Raw genomic sequence first — 13,091 nt, 5'->3', positions numbered from 1 at the left:
ACACGACAAACCCTTCTGGATCGATCTAGCGGATGGCTTGTGGCACGATTTGCTCGTCGAGCGCCTCGCTGAAGTCAGGCGCGATGCCGAGCATGGGCGCGACACGCTGCACGATGCGGCCGGTCACCATGCCGGCGTTCCAACCGGCCGTTTCGCCCGATTGTGCGTTTTCCGGCTGCGGCTCGTCCACCACGATGACCATGGCATAGCGCGGATTATCGAGCGGAAACGCGGAGGCGAAGAAGTTGGTGTTCTTGTTGTTCGAGTAGCGGCCATTGATCACCTTTTCGGCGGTGCCCGTCTTGCCGCCGACGCGATAACCCAGTGCTTCCTTGTCCATCTGCGAGCCCGACCCTTCGAGCGCATTAAGGCGCATGAGGGAACGGATGGCCATGCTGGTCTGGGGCTGAATGACACGCTCGTAGAGCTTTTCTGCGTCCGCAACGTCGCGCTTGTAGAGCGTCGGCTCGATATAGTTGCCGCCATTGGTGAACGCGGCATAGGCCGCGAGCAGGTGCAGCGGCGAGACCGAAAGACCATGGCCGAATGAGGCGGTGGCCGCTGAGACTTCCGAGAACTCTTTGGGCACGGTCGGCACCCGCATTTCGGGCAGCTCGAATTCCATGCGCTTGTCGAAGTGCATGCGGGTGAGGAAGGCGCGGAAGGCCTCCTTGCCCATGGTCTGCATGATGCGGATCGTGCCGATGTTCGAGGAGTACTTGTAGACCTCGGGCAGGCTCAGGATGCGGTGTTTGCCGTGGAAGTCGTCGATGGTGTAGCGGCCGAAGCGGACCCCGTAGCGCGCATCGAACGTATCGCTCATCGAGGCCGTACCGGCGTCGAGCGCGCCGGCGATGGTCACGGTCTTGAAGGTCGACCCGGGCTCGAAAATGCCGGAGGTGATGCGGTTGAAGGTATCCTTGACCAGGGCGCTGGCCGGCTCGTTCGGGTTGAAATCGGGGATGGAGACGAGCCCGATGATCTCGCCGGTGTAGATGTCCATCATGGCGCCCGCGGCAGCGATGGCCTGGTACCGCGTCATCGCATCGACCAGCTGCTCGTGCATGATATGTTGCACGCGCATGTCCACGCTCAGTTCCACCGGAGTGAGCGCATTGCCACGCGCCAGACCAAGGTTCTGCAGCAGCGCGACGGACTCACGGTCCATATGGCGCTCGATGCCGGCAATGCCCTGGTTGTCGACATTGGTCGAACCGAGGATATGAGAAGCCTCGGACATGCCGGGATAGAAGCGCTTGGACTCGGTGATGAAGTCGATGCCGGGAATGCCCAGCCGCATGACGGCGTCCTGGATGGCCGGCGTCAGCTCGCGCTGCACCCAGACAAAACCCTGGTCGCCCGTCAGCCTGTCCTTGAGCCACTTTTCATCGAGCTCAGGCAGCACGGTGCGCAGCTTGCGGACCGCCTCGTTGACATCGATGATCCGGCGCGGCTCGGCATAGAGCGAGGGGACGCGGATATCGACGGCCATTTCGAGACCGTTGCGATCGAGGATGGGCGGCCGCGAGGCGGTAATCGCATCGCGCGTCTGCCCTTCGATGGTGTCGTCCTGCACCACCATGCCCAATTGCACGAGACGGCCGCCAACGACGGCGAAGCCGAGAACGACGGCCAGCACCATCCAGCGGATGCGCGCCCGGGTCAGGTTGCCACGCTGCTTGCGCGTGCCGTCGAGCGCAATGGGTTGGGCAAGTGGCTCAGCGGTCACTGCCATCATTCAATTCCTTCGAGTTCGAGGATTGCGTCGATGGGATCGACACCTTCGTCGATGGCCTGGAACAGGGCATCCATGGCGGCCGTGTCCGGCTTGGCCGGGCGCATCGGCAGGTCCGCAAACGAGCCGAACTGCTCCTGCTTGACCGGGACAACGCCGAGCTCTTCCTGGTGCCGCTTGATGATGGGGTCGATATAGCCGGGCTGGTTCAGCACGGCCCAGTCGGCCTTCAGCAGCGACAGCTGGGCCTCCTGGTCGCTGATCTGCTCGGTCAGCGCCGTGCGCTCGCTCGCCGTGCCCTCGATGGAGAACTTTATGGCGTAGACGCCTGCCAGCATGGCGACGCTGGTGAAGATCAGGAGGATGTTGAGGCTGCGAATCATGCGGCGCTCCCGATGCGCGGCACGCCCAGGCCTTCATAGGTCAGCGGGCGCGCAGGTGCGTCGCTGCGTGTGCCGCAGCGCAGCACCGCGGAGCGCGACCGTGGATTGCGCGCCAGTTCCTCAGGCCCGGCTTTGACGGCCTTGGCGACGGAGGTCCAAGGCAGCGGCCGGATTTCCGCCTGCGGCAGGTGCCGCGACTGGGCCGGGCCGCCCTTGGCCGGATCGAAGAAGCGCTTGACGATGCGGTCTTCGAGGGAATGAAAGCTGACGACGGCGAGCCGGCCACCCTCGTCGAGCAACCGTTCGGCGGCAAAGAGCCCCTCGACCAGCTGGTCGAACTCTGCGTTGACGGCAATCCGCAGAGCCTGGAAGGAGCGCGTCGCCGGGTGGGCATCACCGGGCTTTCGGCCAATGGCCTTCTCGATGATGCGCGCCAGCTGCACCGTGGTCTCGATCGGCGCATCCGCGCGGGCGGCCACGATGAACTGGGCGATGCGCCGCGACTTGCGCTCTTCGCCATAGGCGTACAGCAGGTTCGCGAGCGGTTCGGCGTCGAGCTGGTTGACGAGGTCCGCGGCGCTTGGCCCTTCCCGGCTCATGCGCATGTCCAGCGGACCTTCGCGCATGAACGAAAAGCCGCGATCGGCCTCATCGAGCTGCATCGACGACACCCCGATATCGAGCACGACAGCGTCGATGGGAGCATGAGGCTGGGCCAGGACATCGAGAGCCGAGAACGTGCCCGGCACGAAGATGAAGCGATCCGGGAAATCCCCGACCAGGGCCTCGACATGCGGCAGCACGGAAGGATCGCGATCGAGAGCGATAACGTGAGCGCCGGCTTCGAGGAAAGCGCGCGAATAGCCCCCCGCACCAAAGGTCCCGTCCAGAATGCGGACGTGCGGACCGGGCGAGACGGCAGCGAGCACCTCTGCCAGCAGGACCGGTACATGCGGGCCCTGCGGCTGCTCGGCTTCGGGCATGGAACGCTTGCCCATCTCGACTACTACTCCACCCCGGCGCGCCGGCTACATCGACTCGCGCCGATCTTGCACGGCGACGCTTAACATTTTGTTTCCCATGCCAAAGTGGCGGTCGATCCCCGACGTGGGCATAAACGCCCTTCGACTAACATATACGTATTGCCGAACCAGGTCGTTCGGGCCATGAAGAGTCGGGGCTTAACCGGGGATATTCATGCCGATCACCAGCAGGACATTCGTCAGGGCGACCGCCCTGTTGCTGCTCGTGGGTCTGCTTGCGCTCCTCGGGATCGTCGGCACCAACATCTGGCTCGTGGAGCGTTCGCAGGTTTATTTCGACGAGGTCGTGCAGGCGCGCATCGCACGCCGCGTCGCCGTCGATCTGCGCAACCAGTTGCAGGATCTGGAGTCGAGCCAGCGCGGCTACATCATCACGCACGACCAGAAATACCTCGATCCCTACAACGCCACGCTGCCGCAGATCGATGACACACTGTCGCAGTTGAAGGCAGTTCTGGCCCCCTACCCCCAGGCTGCCAAGCCGGTTGCTGATCTCGAAACCAATATCGGGCTCAAGCTTTCCGAGCTGTCCGAGACAATCCAGATGATGCAGCAGGGCGACGTCGCGGGCGCGGTCGAACAGGTTCGCACCGACCGTGGCCGCGAAGCGATGGTGGCCGTCCGCACCTTCATCGACGGCTTGCTCAATGCCGTCGACGAACGGATGACCAGCGGCGTCGCCAACCAGCGCAGCACCGTAGGCGCCCTGCGGTGGATTTCCATCGGCGGGGGCCTGGTCATCCTCGCAGTGGTGTCGGGCGCGATCTGGGCGGTCCTGAGCTACATGCAGGAACTGGGGCGGGCGCGCCGGGCCGTGGAAGAAGCCAATACCGGCCTCGAGGAGCGCGTGCGCGAGCGCACGTCCGAATTGGGCAAGGCCAACGAGGAAATCCAGCGCTTCGCCTATATCGTGACGCATGACCTGCGCGCGCCGCTGGTCAACATCATGGGTTTTACCAGCGAGCTCGAGACCAGCGTGGGCACTTTGCGCACCTATATGGAAGCGCAGCCCGAACAGACCCAGGATCCTGCCTTCGAGGACGCCCGCTTGGCCGCGACCGAAGACCTGCCTGAAGCCATAACCTTCATCCGCGCCGCAACCCGCAAGATGGACGGGCTCATCAACGCTATCCTCAAGATTTCGCGCGAGGGTCGGCGGCAACTCAAGCCTGAGACCATCAACCTCGCCGAAATCGTCGAGGCTTCCGCCAATGCGGTGCACCATCAGGTGGCGGACAACGAGGGCTCGATCGAGACCGACATTCGCGCCAACAAGATCGTCTCGGACAAGCTGTCCATCGAGCAGGTTCTGGGCAACATGCTCGACAATGCCATCAAGTACCAGCAGCCTGGCCGCCCTCTGCGGGTAAACATCCGCGCCCGTCACGTGCCCGGCAACCGCGTGGTGATCGAGGTCGAGGACAATGGTCGCGGCATTGCCGGCACCGACCACGAGCGCGTGTTCGAACTCTTCCGCCGCTCCGGCGCGCAGAGCGCTCCAGGCGAAGGGATCGGCCTTGCCCATGTTCGCACCATGGTGCGTAGCTTGGGCGGCGATGTGGCCCTGACCTCGACACTGGGCGAGGGTACTACTTTCATCATCAACCTGCCGCGCGACCTGCGCGGCTATCTCGGGAGCACTGGCTCATGAACGACGCACGTCCCGTAACGATCATCATGGTCGAGGACGACGAAGGCCACGCCCGGCTGATCGAAAAGAACATCCGCCGTGCAGGCGTTGCCAACGAAATCCTCGCGTTCACCAACGGCACCAGCGCGCTCAATTTCCTGCTGGGCGACGATGGCACCGGGCTCGTCAACAAGGGCCGGCAGCTGCTGGTCCTCCTGGACCTCAACCTGCCCGACATGACGGGCATCGATATCCTCGAAAAGGTCAAGGGCAACGAGCACACCCGCCGCTCGCCGGTGGTGGTGCTGACGACCACGGACGACCAGCGCGAAATCCAGCGTTGCTACGACCTCGGCGCCAACGTCTACATCACCAAGCCCGTCGACTACGATGGCTTTGCCAACGCCATTCGCCAGCTCGGCCTGTTCTTCTCGGTCATGCAGGTTCCGGAGGCCGATTGACCTGATGCCCACGCGCACCCCGCATGTGCTTTACATCGATGACGACCAGGGCCTCATTCGCCTTGTGGAAAAGGCCATGCAGCGGCGCGGCTTCTCCTTCAGCCACGTCAACAGTGGCGAAGAAGGGCTGGCCCTTGTGCATGCCGGCGGCATCGATGTGGTCGCGCTCGACCACTACCTGCCCACGGGCACGGGGCTCGACGTGCTCAAAGGGATGCAGGACCTGGAAGACCGGCCGGCCGTCGTCTATGTGACCGGCTCTGCCGATCTCGCCATTGCCGTGGACGCGCTGAAGTCCGGCGCCACCGATTTTGTGCCCAAATCCGGCGCGGAAGAGTTCATGGAGCTCCTCTTGACCGCCATCGACCATGCCGTCGAGCACGTACGGCTGACGCGCGCCAAGGTGCGGGCCGAGCGCGAGATGCAGGAAGCGCGCGAGCGGGCGGAAATGCTGCTCGGCGAGGTCAATCACCGCGTCGCCAATTCGCTGGCCATGGTCGCCTCCCTGGTGGGCCTGCAGTCGCATGCAATCGATGATATCGAGTGCAAGCGCGCCCTGAGCGAGACTCAGGCGCGCATCCACGCCATCGCGGGGGTGCACCGGCACCTCTACACCACCGATGACGTGCGCTTCGTGCAGATCGCGGACTACCTCAACAGCCTGATCGGCGAGCTGGAAACCAGCATGCAGGCCGAGGGCAGCACAGCCGTCATCCGGGTGGACGTGGAGCCGTTCCCCCTGCCCACCGAGAAGGTGGCGTCCCTCGGCGTGATCGTCACCGAACTCGTGACCAACGCCCTCAAATATGCCTATGAAGGCCAGGAGCCTGGAGAAGTGCGCATCCGCATGCGCCGCGATGGCCCCTCGGTCGTTCTGCTTGTCGAAGACGACGGGATCGGCTGGTCCGGCGAGGGCGTCCCCAAGGGCACGGGCCTCGGCAGCCGCATCGTGCGCGCCATGGCGCATAGTCTGGACGCCGCGGTCACCTACGGCCAGGGTCCGGGTACCAGCGTCTCGGTCACCTTTCCCGCCTGACGAACTCCAGTTCTCAAAAGAAGAAGGCGGCCGTTGGCCGCCTTCTTTGTTTTCAGGACACCTTGCCGGTGCGCACCGCAACCAGCTCGGGTTCGGGCAGGTCCAGCTCTTCGAAAGCCCAATCCCCGCGGGCGTCGCGCACCCGCGTCGGCAGGCCCATCCGACCCAGCAGGTCCAGGAACGGCAGGGGCGGCAGTTCCTCGACATTGGCCATGCGGTGGCATTCCCATTGTCCTGTCGCAATGAGCATGGCCGCAGCGGTGGCAGGAACGCCAGCGGTGTAGGAGATGGCCTGGCTGTCGGTTTCGGCGAAGGCCTCCTCGTGGTCGCTGATGTTGTAGATCAGCACTTCGGTCTCGACGCCGTCGCGCACACCCCTGATGAGGTCCCCGATGAAGGTCTTGCCCACATAGTCGGGCGCCAGGGACACCGGATCGGGCAGCACGGCCTTGACGACCTTGAGCGGAACGACTTCCAGCCCTTCGGCCGTGGTGACCGGCTGCTCGGACAGCAGGCCGAGGTTCTTGAGCACCGTGAAGACGTTGATGTAGTGCTCGCCAAAGCCCATCCAGAAGCGGACATCCGGCACCCCCAGATTGGCCGAGAGCGAATGGATTTCGTCATGGCCGGTCAGGTATGTCTTGTGCGTGCCCACCACCGGTAGATCGTCGGTGCGGCTGACTTCGAACATGCTGTTCGAGGTCCACTGGCTGTCCTGCCAGCTCCACACCGTGCCGGTGAACTCCCGGAAATTGATCTCGGGGTCGAAATTGGTGGCGAAGTAGCGGCCATGACTGCCGGCATTGACGTCGATGATGTCGATGCTGTCGATCCGGTCGAACAGACGTTGCGCGGCCAGGGCCGCATAGGCGTTGACCACGCCCGGGTCGAACCCAGCGCCCAGGATGGCGGTAACGCCCTTGCGCTCGCACTCGTCGCGATGCGTCCACTCGTAATTGCCGTACCAGGGAGGCGTCTCGCAGATGCGCGAAGGGTCCTCATGGATGGCCGTGTCGATATAGGCCGCGCCGACATCCATGCAGGCGCGCAACACGCTCATGTTGAGGAAGGCGGAGCCGGCGTTGATGACGATCTGGCTCTTGGTGCGCCGGATCAGCGCTTTGGTGGCCTCGACATCCATCGCGTCGAGCTGGTGGGCTGCCAGGATGCCCGGGCGCTTGAGCGCCTTTTTCTCGAGAATGCCGGCGACGATGCCTTCGCATTTCGACAGGGTGCGGGAGGCAATGTGGATGTCTCCGAGCACATCGTTGTGCATGGCCGCCTTATAGGCAGCGACTTGCGCGACACCTCCGGCGCCGATGATCAGCAGGTTCTTTTTCAATTGGCACGAAACACCTTTTTAGAGGGGTAACGGGATCAGCCTGCCTTACGACAGACTGGCGACATAGTCGGCATAATCGAAACTTCTGATAAGATCGAGAGTGCCGTCTCTTCTGCGGATGGCTATAGCGGGCATTGCCACGCCATTGAACCAGTTCTTTTTCACCATGGTGTATCCGCCCGCGTTGAGCAGCGAGATACGATCGCCAATGGCCAGGGGCTCGGGGAACGAGAATTCGCCGAACACGTCTCCCGCAAGGCAGGACTTGCCCGCCACCATATAGCGGTGTGGCCCAGCATCGGGCGCAATGTTGGCCGTTTCGCGATAGACCAGCAGGTCGAGCATGTGCGCCTCGACGGCGCTATCGACAATGGCGATGGCCTTGCCGTTCTCCACGATGTCGAGGACGCTGACTTCGAGGGTAGTGGTATTGGTCACGATCGCATCACCGGGCTCGAGGTAGAGCTGGATGGCATATTTTTGAGCGAAGGCCTTGAGGCGCTCGGCCAGTTTTTCGAGGGGGTAATTCTCGCCGGTGAAGTGTATGCCACCGCCCAGGCTCACCCACTCGACCCGCTCCAGCAGGTCGCCAATGCGCTGCTCGATCTGGTCCAGCAGGGCCGAGAGGGCGTCAAAGGAGTCGTTCTCGCAATTGCAGTGGAGCATGAGGCCGGAAACCCGGACCATTGCCGCCTCGATGCGGGCGCGATTGGACTCGCCCAGCCGGCTGAAGGGCCGTGCCGGATCGGCCAGATCGAAGTGCGAATGGCTGACGCCGGGGTTGACCCGCAGCCCAACCGGCAGGTGCGCGGCCTTGCCGCCGAAGCGCTCGAGCTGGCTGACGGAGTTGAAGATGATCTTGTCGGCGTTGGCGATGGCCTCGTCGATTTCGCCGTCTGACCAGGCAACCGAATAGGCGTGTGTCTCGCCGCCGAACTTCTCCCGCCCCAGCTTGAGCTCGTTCAGGGAGGAAGAGGTGGAGCCGTCCATGTGCGGCGCGATCTGCGCGAAGGTCGACCACGTGGCAAAGCATTTGAGCGCCATGAGGCACTTGGCGCCGGAGGCCCCGCGCAGGGCGTCGACCTTTTTCAGATTTCGCTCGAGGGCCTGCTCGTCGATGAGGTAATGCGGGGTGGGCAGGGACATGGCGCTGAACTCCGAACAGCGCCACCACTCCCGTCGAGGCGCAAGCAAAAAGGGAGAGCGCGGCCCACCGGAAGCGGCCAGCGTCTCCATACCAGTTCGCCGCATCAGCGGCGGATGCCGTGTGCTCTACAAAGCGATGCCGCCCCACGCAAGGGCGATGCGGCGCAACCCCCAGTTGCGCCTCCGGCGAGGCAGAAGTGCCAGTTGACCTATAAGCCGGGTTCTGTAGGGCCGTGTTTCCACGACGTGGTGACCATTCATCTGTGGCGGCCGTTGCCGGCGCGCTCGTGCAACCAACCCGGACGACATAGCCTCGAAACAGGCCGGGTTGCCCCGCGTCGTCCCTATTTGGTCTTGCTCCCGGTGGGGTTTACCGTGCGGCCCCTGTTGCCAGCGGCCCGGTGCGCTCTTACCGCACCCTTTCACCCTTGCCGGCCCGAGGGCCGGCGGTTTGCTTTCTGTGGCACTTTCCCTGGGGTCGCCCCCGGCGGCCGTTAGCCGTCACCGTGTTTCGAAGGAGCCCGGACTTTCCTCCGGCACGCGGTTACCCCCGTGCCAGCGGCCACCCGGTCAACTGGCCGGGCTTATGTGAGGGAGGCGGGGCGCGTCGTCAAGTCAGCAGAGGCTGAGCCTTGGGACGAGTGATCGCTTGGTAGGCGAGATTGATCGCCGCCATGCGCGCCGTTGCCACGTCGATCAGGTCCTCGGGCACACCCTTTGCGATCAGGCGATCGGGATGGTGCTCGGCGACGAGTTGCCGATAGACGCGGCGCACCTCCTCGGGAGGTGCATCATGGCTGAGACCGAGGACGGTATAGGGATCGACGCCGTCTTCCAGCACCACATGCTGGCTCGCCATCTGCTCGAATCGCGCCTCGTCGAAACCGAAGATTTCACTGACCCGGCGCAGATAATCGAGTTCGGCCTCGTGCACGAGGCCATCGGCCGTCGCGATGAAGAACAAGCCGTCCAGCACGTGTTCCAGCGTCTGGGGAGACTCGCGGAAGAAGCGCGCCACCTTGCCCGCATAGGCCTCGAAACCGCCGATATCCTGCTTGGCAAGATCGAACAGTCGCTCGACCTGCGGCTCGCTGCCCTTGGCTATTTCCACCGTCGCGTTGAAGGCGCGCACTTCCGAGGCCGTCACGGCCCCATCGGCCACGGCCATCTTCGCCGAAAGCGCAATCAGCGCCAGCGTGAAGGCGGCTTCCCTGCCACCGGGCAGCCAGGTGTCGGGATCAAGAATATCGGCGATATGGCCAGCAACGCCGGTGCGGCGCGAAAACGAGCCGAAGAAACGCGCCAGCTTCTGACGCAGATCCTGATTTTGCTCGGCATCCCGAACACAGCAGAGCATGGCACCCTCACAAAGCGGCATAATGTTCAGCCGTGCCGGACACTATCGCCCGAGCACGGCGCGGTCCATGCCTGGTGAAGAATGGCTGCCGTGCTCAGCGCGCGAGATAGATGACGTCGTTGTCGCGATAGCCGGGCGGGAACCGCTGGAAGCGCGCCGAGCTATTGGGGCCTTCATCGAGGAAGAAACCGTTCGCATCGTAGTTGTTATCCGGTGCGGCCTGCGCCTGGCGGCCACCGTCGCGCCGCGCGAGGAAATCGGATAGCGGGCCGCTCTCCCAGTCATCCAGATCATCCGCCGTGATGACGGGTTCGGGCTGGTCGATGATGAGCGGAGCGTCCTGCCCGTAGGACGGCTGCGGCTGCGCTACGGCGACCGGAATCGCGGACACCGATTTGGGACGCATGGAGAGCGGCATCGGCACGGGCGCGATGTGCTGCGGCGTGACCGAGGCCACCTCGACCGGAGCGCTCTCGACGGCCGGCCTGGTCGTTTCGACGGCTGGGGCTGCGGGGACGCTGGCCGTCTGCACGGGAGCCGCAGGGTTTGCCGCGGGCTTGGTCGGCTGCGTGGCGGCACCACCGTCGCTGATATAGCTCGGGAGGGGCTTGCCGGATTGCAGATAGGCATCAACGGCGTCGCCGGCTTGCGTGGCCGGGGGCGTGGTGGCAGCGGCTTCAACCACTTCGGGCTTGGCGACGACCGCCGGCTCTGCCGCCGGCGCCTGTGGGGCAGGCTTGGCGGCGACCAGGTCGACCGGCCTTGTGGCCGGAACAGGTGCTTTTTCTTCCTGCACCAAGGCAAGCTGAGGCGCACCGGGCCCCATCAGAGTGCCGGAGACGTAGTCGGCGACCGGGATAGCGACGACGAGGGCCGCGCCGGCCCAGGCCAATCCATTGGTGATACGACGATCGATCTGCATGGGTCCAACAATCCGATAAGGCATCAGGTCGAAGCGGCAGGTCTAAAGACCCTTAACGTGGCCAGATTATGAACCGGGCCTGATTCGCCATGATCTACGCCCAATGCTGAACGGTAAATGAACCATTGCCAAACGTGATTACTCCGCGCCGGCGCGGCGCCCCAGGAGGCGGCCGAGCGCCAGCACGAGATTGGAGCGGTTGAGCGTGTAGAAGTGAAACTCGGTGACGCCTTCGTCGAGCAGTTCGGTCACCTGCTCGGCGGCGACGGCCGCGGCGACCAGAGCGTGCGTCTCCGGATCATCCTCCAGCCCCTCGAAGCGCTCGGCCATCCAGTCCGGTATCGAGGCGCCACAGCGCGCGGCGAAGCCCGATATCTGCTTGAAAGAATGGATTGGCTGGATCCCGGGCACGATGGGTGCCGTGATGCCGGCCGCGCGGGCCCGCTCGAGGTAGCGCAGATAGTCGGCATTGCGGAAGAACATCTGCGTGATGGCGCGGTTGGCGCCGGCATCGAGCTTGCGCTTGAGGTTGTCGATGTCCGCCTGCCAGTCGGGGCTTTGCGGATGCTTTTCGGGATAGGCGGCGACAGAAATGTCGAAATCCCCGATGCGCCTGATACCGGCGACGAGGTCGGCGGCGTTGCGATACCCGTCCGGATGCGGAGTGAAGGGCTGGCCTACGCCCTCTGGCGGGTCGCCGCGCAGCGCCACGATGCGCTTGACACCAGCGTCCTGGTAGCCGCGCACCACTTCGTCCACTTCGTCCCGGCTGGCTCCCACGCAGGTGAGGTGCGCGGCTGCCGGCACGCCGGTATCGGCCGTGATGCGCCGGACCATGCGCAGCGTCCGCTCCCGCGTCGACCCACCGGCCCCGTAGGTGACCGAAACGAAGCGCGGCTTGAGCGGCGCGAGCTTGGCGATGCTGTCCCAGAAGCGCTCCTCCATCGCGTCCGTCTTGGGCGGAAAGAACTCGAAGGAAAGCTGCAAGTCGGGGCGCCGGTCGGCAGTCTGTCGGCTGGCGCGGACATTGTCGTCAAGCATCGGGAGCATCCATGGTCTCGCGGTCGCCCAGGTACCAGAGGCACACGGTCAGCCCGCCGTCTTCGATATCGCTGGGAAAATCGCGCACGGACCGGACATGGAGTCCGGCCGCAGCGGCCCAGCCGCTCATCTGCTCCCGCGACAGGCCGAGCCGCCTGTGGGCGTGCTCGGTGCGCAGGAATTCAAGGGAATGGGGCGCAAAGTCGACGATGATGATCTCGCCGCCGGGCTTGAGCAGCCGGCGCGCCTGCGCCAGCATGCGGCCCGGATCGTCGAAGTAATGGAGGACCTGGTGCAGCACGACGATATCGGCCGGCCCCACGCCGGCGTCGAGCGCACCGATGTCCCCCAGGCGCACTTCGGCCTTGTTGAGCCCCGCTTCGACCAGGCGAGCGCGGGCAACCGCCAGCATTTCCCGGCTCGAATCGATGCCGATGCCGCGCCGAAAGGCGGGCGCCAGGACTTCGAGCATGCGGCCCGTGCCGGTGCCGAGATCGATCAGGAGGTCGACGGTGCGCCCTGCCAGAGTCCCGAGCACGGCGGCCTCGACCGCCGCTTCAGGCACGTGCAGGGTCTTGAGCAGATCCCAGCTCTGCGCCACCTGCGCGAAATAGGCCGCAGCTTCCGCCTGCTGCTGGGTGCGCACGGCGGCCTGTCGCGCCCGATCCGCTCGCCGTTCGGGAGCCGCAGGATCGACCCGGGCGATGAGCCAGCGCGCAAGGTCCGCCCCCTGCCCCGCCGGACTCAGGCGATAATAGGCCCAGGCGCCTTCGGCGTAGCGCTGCACGAGGCCGGCGTCGGCCAGCAGCTTGAGGTGACGCGACACCCGGGGCTGGCTCTGGTCGAGGATTTCGGTGAGGTCCTTGACCGAGTGGTCGCCATCGGCCAGAAGCGCGAGCAGGCGCAGCCGCGTGCTTTCGCCCGCCGCCTTGAGTACCCCCACGATCTCGCCCAGCCCTGCCATGCGACCCCCATCATATAAAGATTTCTTTATA

At 64.6% G+C, this 13,091-nt stretch carries 12 protein-coding genes and 1 other RNA gene; 3 read left to right on the top strand and 10 right to left on the bottom strand.

The window, feature by feature from the left end:
* Nucleotides 1–25 precede the first annotated feature (25 nt).
* The 3 genes from IC608_RS01630 to rsmH are packed head-to-tail and all read right to left on the bottom strand — an operon-like array spanning nt 26 to nt 3,116.
* Nucleotides 26–1,735, bottom strand: coding sequence for a peptidoglycan D,D-transpeptidase FtsI family protein (locus IC608_RS01630; protein WP_191772286.1), 1,710 nt, complete (start codon nt 1,733–1,735; stop codon nt 26–28).
* Nucleotides 1,735–2,118, bottom strand: a complete 384-nt coding sequence (gene ftsL / locus IC608_RS01625) for a cell division protein FtsL (protein WP_191772285.1) — start codon at nt 2,116–2,118, stop codon at nt 1,735–1,737. Before ftsL ends, IC608_RS01630 begins: the two co-directional genes overlap by 1 nt.
* Nucleotides 2,115–3,116 carry a 16S rRNA (cytosine(1402)-N(4))-methyltransferase RsmH gene (gene rsmH, locus IC608_RS01620; protein ID WP_210316174.1) on the bottom strand — a complete coding sequence of 334 codons (1,002 nt, stop codon included), beginning with the start codon at nt 3,114–3,116 and terminating at the stop codon, nt 2,115–2,117. Before rsmH ends, ftsL begins: the two co-directional genes overlap by 4 nt.
* 199 nt (nt 3,117–3,315) lie before the next feature.
* Between rsmH and IC608_RS01615 the strand changes: the two genes are divergently transcribed.
* From IC608_RS01615 to IC608_RS01605, 3 genes are read left to right on the top strand one after another with little or no spacing between them, the layout of a single operon-like run.
* Entirely contained in the window at nt 3,316–4,812 is a 1,497-nt protein-coding gene (locus IC608_RS01615) for a sensor histidine kinase (protein WP_191772284.1), read from the top strand.
* A complete protein-coding gene (locus tag IC608_RS01610) occupies nt 4,809–5,252 on the top strand; it encodes a response regulator (protein ID WP_248306143.1) in 444 nt (147 codons plus the stop codon). Before IC608_RS01615 ends, IC608_RS01610 begins: the two co-directional genes overlap by 4 nt.
* A gap of 4 nt (nt 5,253–5,256) precedes the next feature.
* Nucleotides 5,257–6,288 (top strand): histidine kinase dimerization/phosphoacceptor domain -containing protein, encoded by a 1,032-nt coding sequence (locus tag IC608_RS01605; protein WP_191772283.1) that lies wholly within the window; start codon nt 5,257–5,259, stop codon nt 6,286–6,288.
* Nucleotides 6,289–6,340: 52 nt separating this feature from the next.
* Here the strand turns inward: IC608_RS01605 and IC608_RS01600 are convergent, their stop codons facing one another.
* The 7 genes from IC608_RS01600 to IC608_RS01570 form a co-directional block, all read right to left on the bottom strand.
* Nucleotides 6,341–7,630: a saccharopine dehydrogenase family protein gene (locus IC608_RS01600; RefSeq protein ID WP_191772282.1), complete on the bottom strand. Its 1,290-nt coding sequence runs from the start codon at nt 7,628–7,630 to the stop codon at nt 6,341–6,343.
* Nucleotides 7,631–7,675: 45 nt separating this feature from the next.
* Nucleotides 7,676–8,776, bottom strand: a complete 1,101-nt coding sequence (locus IC608_RS01595; RefSeq protein WP_191772281.1) for a carboxynorspermidine decarboxylase — start codon at nt 8,774–8,776, stop codon at nt 7,676–7,678.
* Between the two features lie 196 nt (nt 8,777–8,972).
* Nucleotides 8,973–9,354, bottom strand: an RNA gene (rnpB, locus tag IC608_RS01590) — RNase P RNA component class A.
* Nucleotides 9,355–9,386: 32 nt separating this feature from the next.
* Entirely contained in the window at nt 9,387–10,133 is a 747-nt protein-coding gene (locus tag IC608_RS01585) for a J domain-containing protein (RefSeq protein ID WP_191772280.1), read from the bottom strand.
* 94 nt (nt 10,134–10,227) lie between these two features.
* Nucleotides 10,228–11,055 carry a hypothetical protein gene (locus IC608_RS01580; protein ID WP_191772279.1) on the bottom strand — a complete coding sequence of 276 codons (828 nt, stop codon included), beginning with the start codon at nt 11,053–11,055 and terminating at the stop codon, nt 10,228–10,230.
* A gap of 138 nt (nt 11,056–11,193) precedes the next feature.
* Nucleotides 11,194–12,096, bottom strand: coding sequence for a methylenetetrahydrofolate reductase [NAD(P)H] (metF, locus tag IC608_RS01575; protein ID WP_191772278.1), 903 nt, complete (start codon nt 12,094–12,096; stop codon nt 11,194–11,196).
* On the bottom strand, nt 12,089–13,060 hold the full coding sequence (locus tag IC608_RS01570) for an ArsR/SmtB family transcription factor (protein WP_191772277.1): 972 nt from the start codon (nt 13,058–13,060) through the stop codon (nt 12,089–12,091). Before IC608_RS01570 ends, metF begins: the two co-directional genes overlap by 8 nt.
* Nucleotides 13,061–13,091: the final 31 nt, after the last annotated feature.

The sequence above is a fragment of the Devosia oryzisoli genome (assembly GCF_014837245.1).
GTDB classification, from domain to species: Bacteria; Pseudomonadota; Alphaproteobacteria; order Rhizobiales; family Devosiaceae; genus Devosia; species Devosia oryzisoli.
The sequence above is the reverse complement of the archived record's forward strand: the minus strand, read 5'-3'. Positions and strand labels throughout refer to the sequence as shown.

What these genes read in the sequence shown, in the direction of transcription:
- IC608_RS01570 (WP_191772277.1), bottom strand. Translation starts at nt 13,060, where the DNA reads ATGGCAGGGCTGGGCGAGATCGTGGGGGTACTCAAGGCGGCGGGCGAA.
- metF (WP_191772278.1), bottom strand. Translation starts at nt 12,096, where the DNA reads ATGCTTGACGACAATGTCCGCGCCAGCCGACAGACTGCCGACCGGCGC.
- IC608_RS01580 (WP_191772279.1), bottom strand. Translation starts at nt 11,055, where the DNA reads ATGCAGATCGATCGTCGTATCACCAATGGATTGGCCTGGGCCGGCGCG.
- IC608_RS01595 (WP_191772281.1), bottom strand. Translation starts at nt 8,776, where the DNA reads ATGTCCCTGCCCACCCCGCATTACCTCATCGACGAGCAGGCCCTCGAG.
- IC608_RS01610 (WP_248306143.1), top strand. Translation starts at nt 4,809, where the DNA reads ATGAACGACGCACGTCCCGTAACGATCATCATGGTCGAGGACGACGAA.
- rsmH (WP_210316174.1), bottom strand. Translation starts at nt 3,116, where the DNA reads ATGGGCAAGCGTTCCATGCCCGAAGCCGAGCAGCCGCAGGGCCCGCAT.
- IC608_RS01615 (WP_191772284.1), top strand. Translation starts at nt 3,316, where the DNA reads ATGCCGATCACCAGCAGGACATTCGTCAGGGCGACCGCCCTGTTGCTG.
- IC608_RS01605 (WP_191772283.1), top strand. Translation starts at nt 5,257, where the DNA reads ATGCCCACGCGCACCCCGCATGTGCTTTACATCGATGACGACCAGGGC.
- IC608_RS01630 (WP_191772286.1), bottom strand. Translation starts at nt 1,735, where the DNA reads ATGGCAGTGACCGCTGAGCCACTTGCCCAACCCATTGCGCTCGACGGC.
- IC608_RS01585 (WP_191772280.1), bottom strand. Translation starts at nt 10,133, where the DNA reads ATGCTCTGCTGTGTTCGGGATGCCGAGCAAAATCAGGATCTGCGTCAG.
- ftsL (WP_191772285.1), bottom strand. Translation starts at nt 2,118, where the DNA reads ATGATTCGCAGCCTCAACATCCTCCTGATCTTCACCAGCGTCGCCATG.